At 62.7% G+C, this 14,744-nt stretch carries 15 protein-coding genes and 1 tRNA gene; 8 read left to right on the top strand and 8 right to left on the bottom strand.

The window, feature by feature from the left end; translation table 11 throughout:
* Positions 1 to 5 precede the first annotated feature (5 nt).
* From NR193_RS19365 to NR193_RS19380, 4 genes are all read right to left on the bottom strand, one after another.
* Positions 6 to 806, bottom strand: coding sequence for an ABC transporter permease (locus NR193_RS19365; RefSeq protein ID WP_256752388.1), 801 nt, complete (start codon positions 804 to 806; stop codon positions 6 to 8).
* On the bottom strand, positions 803 to 1,726 hold the full coding sequence (locus tag NR193_RS19370; RefSeq protein ID WP_256752389.1) for an ABC transporter permease: 924 nt from the start codon (positions 1,724 to 1,726) through the stop codon (positions 803 to 805). The genes NR193_RS19365 and NR193_RS19370 overlap by 4 nt, the downstream gene beginning before the upstream one ends.
* Positions 1,726 to 2,808, bottom strand: coding sequence for an ABC transporter ATP-binding protein (locus tag NR193_RS19375; RefSeq protein ID WP_256752560.1), 1,083 nt, complete (start codon positions 2,806 to 2,808; stop codon positions 1,726 to 1,728). Before NR193_RS19375 ends, NR193_RS19370 begins: the two co-directional genes overlap by 1 nt.
* An 80-nt stretch (positions 2,809 to 2,888) precedes the next feature.
* Positions 2,889 to 3,929, bottom strand: a complete 1,041-nt coding sequence (locus NR193_RS19380) for an ABC transporter substrate-binding protein (protein WP_256752390.1) — start codon at positions 3,927 to 3,929, stop codon at positions 2,889 to 2,891.
* A 237-nt stretch (positions 3,930 to 4,166) separates the two neighbouring features.
* On the opposite strand from NR193_RS19380, the gene NR193_RS19385 reads away from it, so the two are divergent.
* On the top strand, positions 4,167 to 4,868 hold the full coding sequence (locus NR193_RS19385) for a GntR family transcriptional regulator (RefSeq protein ID WP_256752391.1): 702 nt from the start codon (positions 4,167 to 4,169) through the stop codon (positions 4,866 to 4,868).
* A gap of 32 nt (positions 4,869 to 4,900) precedes the next feature.
* Here the strand turns inward: NR193_RS19385 and NR193_RS19390 are convergent, their stop codons facing one another.
* Positions 4,901 to 5,023: a hypothetical protein gene (locus NR193_RS19390; RefSeq protein WP_256752392.1), complete on the bottom strand. Its 123-nt coding sequence runs from the start codon at positions 5,021 to 5,023 to the stop codon at positions 4,901 to 4,903.
* A gap of 157 nt (positions 5,024 to 5,180) precedes the next feature.
* Between NR193_RS19390 and NR193_RS19395 the strand changes: the two genes are divergently transcribed.
* Entirely contained in the window at positions 5,181 to 5,972 is a 792-nt protein-coding gene (locus NR193_RS19395) for a hypothetical protein (protein WP_256752393.1), read from the top strand.
* 200 nt (positions 5,973 to 6,172) lie between these two features.
* On the opposite strand, the gene NR193_RS19400 is transcribed toward NR193_RS19395, so the two are convergent.
* Entirely contained in the window at positions 6,173 to 6,718 is a 546-nt protein-coding gene (locus NR193_RS19400) for a nuclear transport factor 2 family protein (RefSeq protein WP_256752394.1), read from the bottom strand.
* A gap of 116 nt (positions 6,719 to 6,834) precedes the next feature.
* Between NR193_RS19400 and NR193_RS19405 the strand changes: the two genes are divergently transcribed.
* A complete protein-coding gene (locus tag NR193_RS19405) occupies positions 6,835 to 7,794 on the top strand; it encodes a LysR family transcriptional regulator (RefSeq protein WP_256752395.1) in 960 nt (319 codons plus the stop codon).
* 320 nt (positions 7,795 to 8,114) lie between these two features.
* On the top strand, positions 8,115 to 9,314 hold the full coding sequence (locus NR193_RS19410) for a succinylglutamate desuccinylase/aspartoacylase family protein (RefSeq protein WP_256752396.1): 1,200 nt from the start codon (positions 8,115 to 8,117) through the stop codon (positions 9,312 to 9,314).
* A 169-nt stretch (positions 9,315 to 9,483) separates the two neighbouring features.
* On the opposite strand, the gene NR193_RS19415 is transcribed toward NR193_RS19410, so the two are convergent.
* A tRNA-Arg gene (locus NR193_RS19415) sits at positions 9,484 to 9,560 on the bottom strand.
* A gap of 232 nt (positions 9,561 to 9,792) precedes the next feature.
* Complete coding sequence (locus NR193_RS19420; RefSeq protein WP_256752397.1) at positions 9,793 to 11,280, bottom strand: HAMP domain-containing sensor histidine kinase; 1,488 nt, start codon at positions 11,278 to 11,280, stop codon at positions 9,793 to 9,795.
* A gap of 278 nt (positions 11,281 to 11,558) precedes the next feature.
* Here NR193_RS19420 and rpmH point away from each other — a divergent pair, with 278 nt between their 5' ends.
* The 4 genes from rpmH (at position 11,559) to NR193_RS19440 (ending at position 14,621) form a co-directional block, all read left to right on the top strand.
* A complete protein-coding gene (rpmH, locus tag NR193_RS19425; RefSeq protein WP_008833937.1) occupies positions 11,559 to 11,693 on the top strand; it encodes a 50S ribosomal protein L34 in 135 nt (44 codons plus the stop codon).
* Positions 11,694 to 11,709: 16 nt separating this feature from the next.
* Positions 11,710 to 12,063 carry a ribonuclease P protein component gene (gene rnpA, locus NR193_RS19430; RefSeq protein WP_256752398.1) on the top strand — a complete coding sequence of 118 codons (354 nt, stop codon included), beginning with the start codon at positions 11,710 to 11,712 and terminating at the stop codon, positions 12,061 to 12,063.
* Positions 12,064 to 12,077: 14 nt separating this feature from the next.
* Complete coding sequence (gene yidC / locus NR193_RS19435; RefSeq protein WP_256752399.1) at positions 12,078 to 13,889, top strand: membrane protein insertase YidC; 1,812 nt, start codon at positions 12,078 to 12,080, stop codon at positions 13,887 to 13,889.
* Between the two features lie 171 nt (positions 13,890 to 14,060).
* Positions 14,061 to 14,621, top strand: a complete 561-nt coding sequence (locus NR193_RS19440) for a fasciclin domain-containing protein (RefSeq protein WP_256752400.1) — start codon at positions 14,061 to 14,063, stop codon at positions 14,619 to 14,621.
* Positions 14,622 to 14,744: the final 123 nt, after the last annotated feature.

Raw genomic sequence — 14,744 nt, forward strand, 5'->3', positions numbered from 1 at the left:
TGAAATCAATGCCGCCTCCCGAACATCTGCGCAACCGACAACAGGGCGACCGAGAGCACGATCAGGCAGGTCGAGATGGCGGCGATCGTCGGGTCGATCTGGTCGCGCAGCGCATTGAACATGCGGCGCGTCAACGTCGTCGTATCGCCGCCCGATATGAACAGCGAGACGACCACTTCGTCGAAGGAGGTGATGAAGGCGAACAGCGCGCCAGAGACGATCGAGAAGCGGATCTGCGGCATCGTCACCTGCCAGAACGCGGCGACGCGTCCGGCGCCGAGGCTGCGCGCTACCCGCTCCTGGTTCATGTCGTAGGAGCGCAACCCCGACAGCACGGTCAGCACCACCAGCGGCAGCGCCTGCACCGTATGCGCGATGACCAGGCCGGTCAGCGTGTTGTTGAGCCCGATGCGCGCATAGAGGAAGAAGGTGCCGATGCCGATGAGGATCACCGGGACGATCAGCGATGCGGTCAGCAGCGCGTTGATGGTGCCGTTGAAGCGCAGCGTGCCCCTGTTGATGGCATAGGCGGCGGCGGTGCCGAGCGGCGTCGCCACGAACGTCGTCATGATCGCCACTTTCACCGAGACGATCGTCGCGTCGCGCCACTCCAGCGATTGGAAATAGCTCTGGTACCAGCGCAGCGACCATTGCCGCGGTGGGAATTGCAGCAGCGTCGAGTCCGAAAAGGACATGATGACGATGATGACCGATGGCGCGATCAGGAACAAAAGCACGAGGCCGCCGAGCGCATAGAGCCACAGACGTTGCCGGTGCGAGATCGGCAGGCCGACATCCCCACTCATCGCGAACTCCACACGCCGGTGGCGCGTGCGCCGAGCAGCCACTGGAAAAGCCCGAGAAGTGCCAGCGTGACCACCAGCAGCACCACGCCAAGCGCCGCGCCGGCACCCCAGTTGGAATAGAGGCTGGTGGTCTGTTCCATGCGCATCGCCCACATGATCACCTTGCCGCCGCCCATCAGCGCCGGGGTGACGAAGAAACCGAGGCACAGCACGAAGACGATGACCACGCCGGAGGCGAGGCCCGGCAGCGACAGTGGAAAGAAGATCCGCCGGAAGGTGGCGACCGGGCCGGCACCAAGGTTCATCCCGGCGCGCAAGCAGTCGGTGTCGATCGTCTTCATCGAGGCGTAGAGCGGCAGCACCAGGAACGGCAGCAAGATATGCGTCATGCCGATGACGACGCCGGACAGATTGTTGGCAAGCGGCAGCGGCTCGCTGATGACGCCGAGGTCGATCAGCCAGCTGTTGATCAGGCCCTTGCGCTGCAGGATCACCAGCCAGGCATAGGTACGCACCAGAACCGATGTCCAGAACGGCAGGATGACGAAGATCAGGCAGATCGACGCCGCGCGGCGCGGCAGTTGCGACAGCATGTAGGCCAGGGGATAGCCGAGCAGGACGCAGGCAGCGGTGACCATGAAGGCGACCTTGAAGGTGGTGACGAAGGTCTTGATGTAGGAGGCCTGCTCGAAGAACCGCGCATAGTTGGCGGCGCTGAAGGCGCCGGCCTCGTCGAACAGCGACAGCCAGAACAGCCAGCCGATCGGCACGATGATGATGGCGAAGACGAGCAGCAGGCTCGGCGCCAGCAGCGCCAGCAGCCGCAAGGACTCACGCCGTGCGTCGGCGCGCAATGCCTGCGCGTTCAGGTCCTGGCCAGCACGGCCGATATCTCCGGGGAGGGTGGAGTGCACGCTCATCAGTCGGCCGCCACCAGGATCGTGTCCTGGGCATCGAGGCCGAGTGTGACGGTCTGACCGGGTGCCGGTAGTCTGGCCAGCACCTCGCTGCGGCAATAGTCGCGCAGCGTCAGCTGGCGGCCGTCGCGCAGCACCGCGTAGCAGACGAAGCTGTCGCCCTGGTAGATGATGTCACTGAGCGTGGCATTGAGCACATTGACGCCGCTTGCCGGCTCGGCATTCGTGAGCAGCCGCAGCTTCTCCGGCCGCACCACTATCAGGTGCTGGCCCGGCGCCGGCGATGGTGCGGCGGTGTGGATTCTCCGGTCCTCGTACCAGACCGAACCATTGCGGCATTCGACGGGAATGAAATTCGATTCTCCGATGAAGCCGGCTACAAACCGCGTCCGCGGCGTCGCGTAGAGGGTCTCGGGCCGGTCGAGTTGTTCGATCCGCCCGGCGTTCATGACGGCAATGCGGTCCGACATGGTGATGGCTTCGCGCTGGTCATGCGTGACGTAGACCGTGGTCATGCCCAGCCGGCGATGCAGGCTGCGCAGCTCGATCTGCATATGCTCGCGCAAACCCTTGTCCAATGCCGACAGGGGTTCGTCCATCAGCACGATGCGCGGCTCGAAGACGATGGCGCGCGCCAATGCCACGCGCTGGCGCTGGCCGCCGGAGAGCTGGTCGACCCTGCGCTCGCCCAGGCCCTGCAGTTTCACCAGCTCCAGCGCTTTCCCGACGCGCTCGGCCGTTTCGGCGGCGGCGATGCCGCGCTGCTTGAGCGGAAAGGCGATGTTGTGGAAGACGTTCATATGCGGGAACAGCGCATAGTTCTGGAACACCATGCCGATGTTGCGCCTGTGCGGCGGCGTGGTGATGATCTCGTCGTCGCCGACCTTGATCGAGCCGGCATTGGCCCGCACAAAGCCCGCCAGGATCATCAGCAGTGTCGTCTTTCCGGATCCCGATGGGCCGAGCAGCGTCAGGAATTCGCCGGCCGCGACATCGAGGTTCAGGTCACGCAGCACCGCTACGCTGCCAAATCGTTTCTCGATCCGGCGTATGCTGATCGGCAGCGCGGATGGCGCAATGGACAAGATCATCGTCTCCTGGGCAGGGGCGGAAGCAGGGCGAAACGGCTGCGCCGCCCTGCCGTGGTTTGGGGCCTGGCCGCAGCCTATTGCTGGACCAGATTGTTGAACTTTTCCGTCGCCTCGACCAGGTTGTCGCGCCAGAACGCGGCGTCCTGCAGCACCTGTTTCTTGACGTTCTCGGGTGATGAATTGATGTCTTTGATCCTGTCCTGCGGGATCTTGCCGGTCTCGAAGGCCTTCTCGTTCACCGGCCCGTTGTCGACATAGAGCGGCAGATTGGCCTGCAGCTGCGGGCTGACGAACATCGCCAGCGCCTTCATGGCGGCGTCCTTGTTCTTGGCGCCCTTGGGAATGACCATGCAGTCGGCGGTGAGGACACCCTGGTCGAACGAGAAGCTGACCGGCGCGCCTTCCTTCTTCAGGGTGCCGGCGCGGCCGTTCCAGATGCTTGCCATGTCGACCTCGCCATCCTTCACCAGCTGCATGGCCTGGGCGCCGGAGGTCCACCAGGCGTCGATGTGGCCGCGGATCTTGTCGACGGATTTTAGGGCGCCATCGATGTCGACCGGATAGACCTTGTCGATTGGAATGCCGTCGGCGAGTGCCGCGACGCTCAGCGTTTCGGTCGCCTGGCTGCCGCTCAGCGCGCGCCGGCCCGGAAACTTTTCCACGTTCCAGAAGTCGGCCCAAGTCTTGGGACCTTTGTCGCCGAAGACATCGGTCCGGTAGATGAGTACGACGGAGGTGTAGGAAATGCCGACCCAGTCGTCATGGACCAGCTTCGGATTGATGCCGCTCTTGTCGATGATGCCGTAGTCGAGCTTCTCGAACAACCCTTCCTTCGAGCCACGCGCGCATTCGTCGGCGCCAAGTTCGGTGATGTCCCATTTGACGGCATTGCCGGTCACCTGCAGCCGCACGTCGTCGAGGCCGTTGGTGGTGTCTTCCTTGATGGTGATGCCAAGCGCATCGGCGGTCGGCTTGAAGAACGCCTTGGTCTGCGCCTCCTGGTAGGTGCCGCCCCACGAGGCGACGGTGATGGTATCGCCCGCCACGGCGGGGCCCGCGAGCGACGCCATGAGGCCCGCCATCGCGACAATGCTGGTGCTTCTGGTCCTATTCATTTTCGGCTCTCCAACCGGTGTTCCCATTGTTTTTGATTTCGCATGCTATTTTGTATACAATTTTGAGTGTAGCCTGGCGATCAATGTTGTCAACATGGCCGGCGCGGGAGAATTTAGGCTTTTCGTGCCGGACGACGCAGTGACCGACGACTTCGCCGGGGGCGTGGCAAATTACGCCGACTGCGACTACAGCTATGCATATTCCGGCTCAAAGACCGGAGAACTGGAAACGGGACCTTGGCCAAGGAAACCAAAAATACGCTGCGCGACTCGGTCTACTCCTCGCTCAAGGCGATGATCGTGACCGGCCAGATTCCGCCGGGCTCGCGCGTCACCGAAAACGACATCGCGGTGCGACTGAATGTCAGCCGCACGCCGGTGCGCGAAGCCTTCAACCGCCTCGAGCGCGACGGCCTCGTCACCGGCCGGCCGCGCCAGGGCTATGTCGTCACCGAGTTCGACATCAACATGTTCCGCGAGGCCTTCGAGATCCGCGAACTGCTCGACGGCCATGCGACCGAACTGGCCGCGGTCGCGGCGACGGAACAGGACAAGGCGCGGCTGCGCGCCATGCTGGCGGAATGCGAGCGGCTGGCCGCCATTCCGGAGCGCACCACCAGGGAGAAGTTCCAGGAGCTGGAGGTCGGCATAGACCTGCATCGCGTCATCGCCGAGATCAGCGGCAATGTCATGTTGCACGGCATGCTGTGCGGCATCCTCGACAAGTGCCAGCACTATGTGTGGACGGAACTCCTGTGGCTGGACGAATGGAAGATCGCCCGCGACGAGCACGCCGAGATCGTCGACGCCATCTGTGCCGGCGACGCCAGCCGCGCCGGCACGTTGGCGCGCGCCCATGTGCGCGGATCGCGCGACAATGTGCTGCGCCTGCTGCAGGCCAAGTCGGACTATCAGAATTTCCTGGCCAAGGCGTCCTGAGCGGGGCGACTGGCTTGATGCCCGGCAGGCCTTTAGCGCTTGCGCTCCCGAAGGCTGTTGCCGCCGTCGACCGCCGGCAGGGCGCCGTTGACATGGCTGGCGCCTTCCGATGCCGGGGAGACCGCGTTCTCCGCTTCGCCAAAACGAGCGGGCATCCCTGACTGGCTCGTGTCTCGCCTATGCCGGCGACAATGGTTCTTACGTGTCGGGCGACAGTCGCGAGAGATCGGTCCCGACGTTGCGGCCCATGGGTTTTTGGATGACGATGGGGGGAAAGTTGACGCCGAATCCGGGCGCCCCTATAGACCGCCGATGGGCTTGGACAGTTTCGGTTACGTTGCGTTCGGCAAGGACGAATTGTACGCGCGCGGAGCGCTCTTCAGCGCACTTCGACTGCTGCACTACCGCCCGAGCGCAAAGATCAAGGTCTTGACCGACAGGCCTTCGATTTTTGATGGATACCCAATCGAAGCGATTGAACTTACCGCCAAGAAAAAAGCCGAGATGTCATTTGGCGACCGATACATTTTCGGGATCAAGGCCGCCGGCATCATTCAGCTGTTGCAGCGCTGCGACCGCCTGTTCTTCATGGATACGGACATGTACCCGGTCGGCGACATTTCGAGCTGTTTCAGCCGAATTTCTCCGTCGCATTCCATCATGAGAAAATCCGAAGGAACGCCAAAGGCGCCCTATCGCGCGATCGCCGACAAGGGGTTTTTGCTGGGCGACTACAAGCTCACGGGATCCGAGCCGATGTGGAACAGCGGCGTCCTGGGCGTCCACAACTCCAATCTTCCCGCTTTGACCGACGCCTATCATGCCATCGAACAGATGATTGGTGTCGTGAAGGCGCACACCACGGAACAATTCTGCATCGGCGTGGCGCTTTCCCGAGACGGGCGGACAATCAGCCGCCACCGGCTGCCCATCCGCAACTACAACACCAGGGGAAGGAAGCTTTTTGCCCGCAGGCGGCTGGAGGCTTTCTTCGCGGGCAATGGCCACCTCGGCGTAAGCCAGCAAATCGAGCGGGCGGCCAGATACCGGCTTTGGCGCGCCCCGATCGATCTGTGGAAGCAGCGGGATATATGGCACTTCTAGATTGGCCCGCCAGGACGCATCGTTTTGCCCCGCCAATCTCCTCGGCCAACGGAACCCGCCTCTGACTTGCCGCATGCCTTCGGGAATTGAACGGCGCCCCAGCGTGGATGAAACCGGGAACCATGTCTCCGCTGGAGCGCCCTGAAATAGCCGCCGAGCGCGCATGAATACGCTGAGGCGGATCGAGATACGCTACAGGACTAAGATGCATCGCCCCGACCGAGCGCCGCCGCCTGTTCCACGCTGATGCCTTTGGCGAGGGGGTCGGCATGCCGATGTGCCAGCCGCCACTCGGAGCCCTGGCGGCGATAGACCAGCGTGACGCGCAGCGCCCAGTTCTGGGCCGGCAGGCCGCCGACCTCGACGTGGACCCGTTCGATGGTCGCAAGGACTATCATATCCGCCGTTCCGTAGGCCTGCACCACCTCCTGCGCGAAGGTGCCGTTCTTGAAGAACCGCCCTATCGCCTGCCATCGTTCGGGCGTCATGTCCGACTCGCGCGTGGGCGTTCCGCCAAATGGAGACATCAGCGTGAAGTCGTCCGTGCGAGGGATCAACGCGCGGTAGCTGTCGATATCCCCGCGCATCAGCGCGGAGTTTGCCTCGATGGATTGCCGGACCAGATCAGCGATCTGCTTGTCGACGGCAGAAACATCAGCGAGGGCCGAACCATTCGTGGCTCCGGCGATCTCCAGCGATGAGAGGTCTGCCGCGGCAGCAAGGACTGAACGCCTTGAGTTATGCATGCGGAATACTCCTAACCTGATTTCTATTGATGTGATGCGAAGCCGCTGTTGCCGCTTCGCCAGGCCGGAAGATCGAACTTCAGTCATCATGAATACAGTGATATGATTTCAGCAATATGCTGAACCAAATTGATCTATCGCGCGCCGACCTCAATCTGCTGGTCCTCTTCGAGGCCGTGCTGGAGGAGCGCCACGTCGGCCGGGCAGCGGCGCGGCTGAACCTTTCTGCGTCCGCCGTCAGCCACGGCCTCGGCAGGCTGAGGCAGTTCCTCAACGATCCGCTTTTTCTGAGGACGCCGAAGGGCGTCGTTCCGACCGCGCGCGGCATGGAGCTCGCAGAACCGGTCGCCGACATTCTCGCCAGGATCAGGAGCGTCGTCTCGACCGCGGATCCGTTCGATCCGGCCACGTCCACGCGCCGGTTCACGATTGGGGCGCCAGACGGCATCTCCGCCGTGATCCTTCCCCAGTTTCTCGCGGCGTTGCAGCGGGCAGGGCCCGGCATCGATATCAGCGTCCGTCAGATCCTGCCCACGCCCGCCCGCCTCTGGGGATCTGCCATTGCCGATCTGGAGGCGCGCGCAATGGACATCGCCATTATCCCGACCGACGATGTTCCGGCGCGTTTTGCCGAGCGGGTTCTCTATGACGAGGATTTCGTCATAGCGATGCGCAAAGGGCATCCCTTTGGAGCCGAACCCACGCTGGAACGATTCTGCGCCATGCAGCATCTGGTGGTCTCGCTCACCGGGGATGCCCATGGCTTCGTCGATCGGTCTCTGGCCAAGCAGGGCTATTCGCGGCGGATCGCGCTGACGGTTCCCAATTTCATGTTGGCGCTCGCGGTGATTGCCGAAACCGATCTGATTTCCGCATTGCCGAGAAAATTCGTCGCCATGCACGGCCGGCGCTTTGGAGTTGTGAGCACGGAGGCACCGCTCCCGCTAGATCGTTTTCGGGTTCGCGCGATCGCGCCCAGGGTCGCCATGATGGATTCGGGCCTGGCCTGGCTCTTCAATGGACTTGGAGGGGCAAAGCCTGTCGCGGGGAAAAAGTCGAAGCACTCTCCTGCGTAAAACCAGCGATCGTAAAGGAACGAGCGTTTGGCCACGAAAATGCACTTGCGGCGCCGCAGAAGATTTGGCGCGCCGGAGAGGGTGAGGCTGGGAACTCCTATGGGATTGTTGTCGCTGCCGCTTTCCAAGCGGGAGGTCTGCTTGCGTCATCTCTGGACCTTGCCGAACGACGCTGCGCAAACCCCGACATGGCTCCGCGGAAATCTTGCAACTTTGCGTGGTTAGGAACATGGTTGCGGCGTAAGTCGGGCGGGATTTTTGTGACCTATGGGCATGCCGTTGTTCCAACGCAGCTTTTCAAATCACAAAGGACCTCAATCATGTCGGACAATCCTAGAGAAGGCCTCGATCGCCGCGATTTCATAATCGCATCTATCGCCACGGTTGGCGCGACGGCTGCCCTCGCCGTCAGCGCTGGTGCTGCGAATGCCCAGGACAAAGCGGCTGCGTCCACCGCCGCGGCATCTGGACAGGGGACGGTCTATACGGGCGATGTGATCCAGGGGAAGAAGGTCGTGAGCGCACTAGACGTCAACGACCTCGAGCCTGGGCAGAAGCATCTTTTGTATTTTCAGGGCGTGGAGATGCCCACCGGACAGCACTGGTATGTATCCGTGACAGTCGCCAAGGGGGCGAAGCCGGGCAAGCGCGTCGTCCTGGTCAGTGGCGTGCATGGCGACGAGATGAGTTCCATCCATACCGTCCAGACCGTGATGAACCAGCTCGATCCGGCGCAGATGTCGGGTACGGTGATGGCGGTCACGGACGTGGCCCGCCCGGCCTTGGAAGGCATGCAGCGCAGATGGCCCAATTCGGGCAGGGGCAATGATCTGACCGACATGAACAGGGAATGGCCCGGGAACGAGAACGGTGTCACCGCGGCCAGCCGACACGCCGGGCTCCTGTTCAATCGGCTGCTCCGGCCGAACGCCGACTTCGCGATCGACTTCCATACCGGGACAACCGGTTTCGATGTCACCGCATTCAATATTGCCAGCATGGATGTGCCCGAGATCAAGGCGATGGTGGAACTTTACCCCGTCGGCCAGATCTTCGACAATCATACATATCCCGGTGTCCTGCATAACGCGTTTATCGACGCGGGCATCCCATCCTTCTGTGCGGAGATCGGCGCTGCGCGCGTTCTGGATCTCGAGATGATCTCCCTGTTCGTGGAAGGCACGATGAACGTCCTCAAGCATCACGGCGTCCTGGCCGGCCCAATGGGACGCACAGGCAAGGACTCGGGTGTTTTTACCGGCAACAGCGCGTTCCCGATCCTGGCAAGCGCGGGCGGGTTGGTCGAGTATCTGGTCAAGCTCAACGACAAGGTCGAAGCCGGACAGAAGGTGGCCATCCAGCGCGACAGCTTCGGCGAAGTGGTTGCGGAGTATACAAGCGGCGTGGCTGGAGAGATGACGGGCAAGCGCAGCGACGCAACGTCCGAGCCTGGCAACCCCTTGGTATTCATCCTTTTCCACAAGGCTCCGCCGGAGGGCGGTGAGACCTATCCCGAGTAAGTCACCGTGTGAGCGATCGTTGCTTTGTCTTGGCAGCCCCAGCGTTTGTGACGAACGGGCACGCCGAAGGGCCTGGTGTTTATCCAGCTACCTCATGGGCGAGAGGCGTGAGCGTTCTCGTCAGGTCGCGCAGCTTGGTGCCCATTTCTGGTCTGGAATGGTGGTGAAATGGCGCGCCCGAAGAGATTCGAACTCCTGACCCCCAGATTCGTAGTCTGGTGCTCTATCCAGCTGAGCTACGGGCGCGCAACAGGCCATGCTTTCCATGACCCACGATCCGATCCTGAGGACCGACCGCGAATGTGAGCTGTTCCCTAGCGACTGAATTTCCGAAAAGCAAGCCGATCCGGCAAAAGTTTTGTCGCAGGCATGTCAGCGCGTGATGACAGTCCGGGTTCCGGCGCTTCGAAACAGCTCGAAGTCGCGCGGAGCATCGGTCAGAAGACAGGCAATCGGGGCGAAGACAGCGCCCGAACCGTCATGCCGGCCGGCGCAGGCCGTTGCGGGCCTGATCGAGCCGCACCGGCTGGTCGGGAATGGTGACCGCGAATGTGGTGCGCCCGCCAATGCTCTCGACCAGTTCCACCGTGCCGCCATGTGCCCGGATCAGCTCGTGCGCGATCGCCAGGCCAAGGCCGGTGCCGCCGCTGCGCGCCGAGCCGCGAAAGGCCGCGAACAGGTTCTCGCGCGCCTTTGGCGGCAGGCCGGGGCCGGTGTCGGTGACGGCGATGCGGCTGACACTGCCCAGGCGCACGGCCGACACGGCCAGGCGGCGCACGATGGCGCTCTCCGTATCCGCCGCCATCGCCTGCACGGCGTTGCGGCAAAGGTTGGTCAGCACCCTGAACAACTGGTCGGAATCGGCGTCGACCTCGAAGGTCAGATCGACGGCGTTGACGAACTCGATGCCGCCTTCCGTATCGAGCAGGCCATGCACGTCCTCGACCAGTTGATGCAGCCGCAGCCTGCGGCGCGCCGGCGGCGGCTCCTGGGTGCGGCCGTAGGCCAGCACGCCTTCGGAATAGGACACGGCGCGATCGAGCGCGCGCAGCAGTTTCGGTGCGAAGGCCTGCACGGTCGGGTCCTTGACCTGGCGCAGGCGGTCCGACATCAGCTGTGCCGACGCCAGGATGTTGCGCATGTCGTGGTTGATCTTCGAGACCGCGAGGCCAAGGTCTGCAAGGTGCTTCTGCTCGGCCAGCATCTTCTGCAGCCGTTCCTGCATCTGTGACAGTTCGCGCTCGGCAACGCCGATCTCGTCGGCGCGGGCAGCGGGGTGAATGATGCGTCCGGGATCGTCGGGAGCTTCGGAGAAGGACAGCATCGACCGTGTCATCGTGCGGATCGGCCCGATCATGATCAGGTCGATGGCGGCATAGACCAGCATTGCGGTGAACAGCGAGATCAGCAGCGACACGAAGGCGACGTTGCGTGAATAGATGAGCATGGCGTTGCGCAGGGAGTAGTCCGGCATGATCAGCTCGAACTCCTTGTCGCTGTCGCCGACCGGCCCGAAGACGCGCAGCATCCGGTTGCCGCCAAAAAACAGCGTGTCGAGCGCGCCGGTCATGCCCTTGATCATGCCGATGTTGGCGATATCGATGTGCTCGTCGACCTGCGGCGGCATCTCGGCCACCACCAGAAGGCGTGAGACGCCGCCGTCGCGCACCGCGATCGCCTTGGCGCCGATTGCCATCAGCACGTCGTTCTGGGCCGCCCGCGACAGCGAGGTGGGCTCGCCTTGCACCAGCACGATCGACACCGCCGCGGCCGTGCTCAGCCGCTCCTTGAGCCAGCTCAGCCGGTAGCTGGCGATCCAGGGCAGGAAGATGAGCACCTCGGCCAGAAGCACGAAGACGATGGTCAGGAGCAGCAGCTTTGTCGACAGGCCGCGCGACAGCGGCACCGTGCGCACGTCGCTGGCCGCCGTGCCGATCCTTTCCTCCGCTTGTGTGATTTCGTTCATCCGGCTCTGTCTTCACGATCACTTGATCAGCCAAGATTAGGCGATTGCGGCTTTTTTGCCAATTTCATCCTTCGGCGGAAACATAAACAGCACCGAGGCACGGCCGTATTCGGCCCGCCGACGCCGGATTGACTCCCAAACCCCTTCTTTCTATAAGCCCGCTCACGCTCGGGCCATTCGTCCCGGCGCGGTTTCGATCGCGCCAAAACCGGCCCGGCAAAGCTCCTGTTACAGAGTGACAGAATCAAGAAGGGCCGCACCCCGCGGTATTAAAACAAATGAAGCGTACCTACCAACCGTCCAAACTCGTCCGCAAACGTCGGCACGGCTTCCGTGCCCGCATGGCCACCAAGGGTGGTCGCGGCGTCGTCGCAGCTCGCCGCAATCGTGGCCGCAAGCGGCTCAGCGCCTGAGCGGAAGACGAGATCGTTGCCCGCAACCGGCAAGCCAGTGGGACCAAATCCCAAGCGGCTTCTGAAGCGCGCGGAATTCCTGGCTGTCCGTCGTGGTGAAAAGCGACGCGGGCGGATGTTTCTCGTTGAGGTTCTCGACCGCGGCGACGGCCTGTCGCCGCGCGTCGGCTATACCGTCACCAAGAAGGTCGGCAATGCGGTCGTCCGCAACCGCGTCCGGCGGCGGCTGCGAGAGGCCGTCCGCACGCATGCGGCAAGTGACATGGCGCCTGGCAATGACTATGTCATCGTCGGGCGCGAAGACGTGCTTACCATTCCGTTCGGCCAGTTGAAGGCCGAACTCTCCCGCCGACTGCGCGGAACACGATAGGCCAAGGGCTTTCGATGGAAAACAACCGGAACTTCTTCATCACCATCGCGCTGTCGGTGCTGATTCTGGCGGTGTGGCAATATTTTTACGTGTTGCCACGCAGCGAAGCACAGCGCGAGGCGGCCCGCATCGAGCAGCAGCGCGTCGAAGAGCAGAAGAAGGCCGCCGGGGGCACCAACCCCGGCGATACCGCGACGCCGGTGGCACCAGGCGCCATTCCCAACGCACCGGGCACCGACGCCGTGACGCCGGCCGGTCGTGAACAGGCCCTGGCGACCAGCAAGCGCGTCAAGATCGACACGCCGAGCCTCGAGGGCTCGATCAACCTGACCGGCGCCCGTCTCGACGACCTCAGGCTCAAGCACTACACCGAGACCGTCGACAAGAACTCGCCCGAGATCAGCCTGCTCAACCCCGCGGTGCTGCCCAACGGTTATTATGCCGAGATCGGCTTTGTCGGCAACGACAAGACCGGCGCCGTGCCGGGTCCGGAGACGGTGTGGTCCGTCGATGGCAACGCGACGCTGACGCCGACAACACCGGTCACGCTGACCTATTCGAACGACAAGGGCCTGACCTTCAAGCGCACCTTTTCCGTCGACACCAACTACATGTTCACGGTTTCCGACACGGTGCAGAATTCGGGCGCGGCTCCCGTCTCGTTGTCCAACTACGGCCGCGTTACCCGTTTCGACAAGCCGGCCGTCGCCAGCACCTATGTGCTGCATGAAGGCCTGATCGGCTTCACCGGCACGGAAGGCCTGCAGGAACACAAATACGCGTCCATCGAAAAGGACAAGCAGGCCACCCCCGGCAAGTCGACCGACGGCTGGCTCGGCATCACCGACAAATATTGGGCGGTGACCCTGGTGCCTTCCGAAAAGCAGCCGTTCCAGCCGCGCTTCGCCTATTTCGAGGACGGCCGCCATCGCTATCAGTCCGACTTCCTGACCGACCCGATCACCGTCGATGCAGGTCAATCGGCGACGGTGGAAAGCGAAATCTTCGCCGGCGCCAAGGAAGTCGCCAAGATCAACGCCTATGCGGAAGACCGCCACATCAAGCGGTTCGACCTCTTGATCGACTGGGGCTGGTTCCACTTCATCACCAAGCCGATGTTCTGGCTGATCGACACGCTCTACAAATTCTTCGGCAATTTCGGCCTGGCGATCCTGGCCACCACCGTTATCGTCAAGGCCCTCTTCTTCCCGCTCGCCAACAAGTCCTACGCGTCGATGGCGAACATGAAGAAGGTGCAGCCCAAGATGCTCGAGATCCGCGAGAAATATGCGGACGACAAGATGAAGCAGCAGCAGGCGATGATGGAGCTGTACAAGACCGAGAAGATCAACCCGTTGGCCGGCTGCTGGCCGGTGGCGTTGCAGATCCCGGTCTTCTTCTCGCTCTACAAGGTGCTCTACATCACCATCGAGATGCGGCACGCGCCGTTCTTCGGCTGGATCCAGGATCTGGCGGCACCCGATCCGACCTCGATCTTCAATCTGTTCGGCCTCATTCCGCTCACGCTGCCGCACATGCTGATGATCGGCGTATGGCCGCTGATCATGGGCGTCACCATGTTCCTGCAGATGCGCATGAACCCGACGCCGCCGGACCCGACCCAAGCCGCGATCTTCACCTGGATGCCGGTCATCTTCACCTTCATGATGGCGGGTTTCCCGGCCGGCCTCGTCATCTACTGGGCCTGGAACAACACGCTGTCGATCCTTCAGCAAGGCGTGATCATGAAGCGCCAGGGCGCCAAGATCGAGCTGTGGGACAATCTGGTCGCCCTGTTCCGAAAGAAACCGTCGCCGGCCGAATAGCCGCCGCCTCTTTTGTGAAAAGCCCCGGCTCGTCCGGGGCTTTTCCATTTGGGCAAGCATCGGTTCACGTTCCCGTGATCGGCGAAACTGCAAGCGGTCGCAGGGCGTGACTGCGTGTGCATTTCCAAAAGGCTGTCAATTCCGATCAGCCCTCACACGGAGGAAGAACACATGCGCTTGTCGTCATTCAGGATCATTGCGCTTTCCGCGCTCGTCGCCGGCGCGACGATCGTCGCCCCGGCCTATGCCAAGAACCCGGTGGTTGGCGGCGCGCCGATGTATGCCACCAAGAACATCGTCGAGAACGCCGTCAACTCGAAGGACCACACGACCTTGGTCGCCGCCGTCAAGGCCGCCGGCCTGGTCGACACGTTGCAGGGCGCTGGCCCGTTCACCGTCTTCGCGCCCACCAACGAGGCGTTCGCGGCCCTGCCCAAGGGCACAGTCGACACGCTGCTGAAGCCCGAGAACAAGGATCAGCTCACCAAGGTGCTGACCGCGCATGTCGTGGCCGGCAAGATCTCCGGCAAGGACATGATGGCCAAGGCCAAGGCGATGGGCGGCAAGTATGAGATGAAGACCGTTTCCGGCGACACGCTGACCGCCGAGGTCAAGAAGGGCAAGCTCTACGTCATGGACGAGTCCGGTGGCGAGGCCAAGGTGACGATCGCCGACGTCAATCAGTCGAACGGCGTCATCCATGTCGTCAACAAGGTGCTGTTGCCGAAGTAGCGGCTTCCGGCAAAGGGGATCAGGGCAAGTCCGTTGGGGCTTTCTCGGCTTGCCCTCCCCGCCTCATGACGAGGCGCCATTTTTCTCGGGAAGCCGCATCGGCAAAGGCCGGGGTCCTGTAGT

This window comes from Mesorhizobium sp. Mes31, from assembly GCF_024519675.1.
In the GTDB taxonomy this organism is placed as follows: domain Bacteria; phylum Pseudomonadota; class Alphaproteobacteria; order Rhizobiales; family Rhizobiaceae; genus Mesorhizobium.

Excerpts from the sequence above, each read along its gene's own strand:
- NR193_RS19365 (WP_256752388.1), bottom strand. The coding sequence starts at position 806 with ATGAGTGGGGATGTCGGCCTGCCGATCTCGCACCGGCAACGTCTGTGG.
- NR193_RS19370 (WP_256752389.1), bottom strand. The coding sequence starts at position 1,726 with ATGAGCGTGCACTCCACCCTCCCCGGAGATATCGGCCGTGCTGGCCAG.
- NR193_RS19380 (WP_256752390.1), bottom strand. The coding sequence starts at position 3,929 with ATGAATAGGACCAGAAGCACCAGCATTGTCGCGATGGCGGGCCTCATG.
- NR193_RS19390 (WP_256752392.1), bottom strand. The coding sequence starts at position 5,023 with ATGCCCGCTCGTTTTGGCGAAGCGGAGAACGCGGTCTCCCCGGCATCG.
- NR193_RS19395 (WP_256752393.1), top strand. The coding sequence starts at position 5,181 with ATGGGCTTGGACAGTTTCGGTTACGTTGCGTTCGGCAAGGACGAATTG.
- NR193_RS19400 (WP_256752394.1), bottom strand. The coding sequence starts at position 6,718 with ATGCATAACTCAAGGCGTTCAGTCCTTGCTGCCGCGGCAGACCTCTCA.
- NR193_RS19405 (WP_256752395.1), top strand. The coding sequence starts at position 6,835 with ATGCTGAACCAAATTGATCTATCGCGCGCCGACCTCAATCTGCTGGTC.
- NR193_RS19410 (WP_256752396.1), top strand. The coding sequence starts at position 8,115 with ATGTCGGACAATCCTAGAGAAGGCCTCGATCGCCGCGATTTCATAATC.
- NR193_RS19420 (WP_256752397.1), bottom strand. The coding sequence starts at position 11,280 with ATGAACGAAATCACACAAGCGGAGGAAAGGATCGGCACGGCGGCCAGC.
- rpmH (WP_008833937.1), top strand. The coding sequence starts at position 11,559 with ATGAAGCGTACCTACCAACCGTCCAAACTCGTCCGCAAACGTCGGCAC.
- yidC (WP_256752399.1), top strand. The coding sequence starts at position 12,078 with ATGGAAAACAACCGGAACTTCTTCATCACCATCGCGCTGTCGGTGCTG.
- NR193_RS19440 (WP_256752400.1), top strand. The coding sequence starts at position 14,061 with ATGCGCTTGTCGTCATTCAGGATCATTGCGCTTTCCGCGCTCGTCGCC.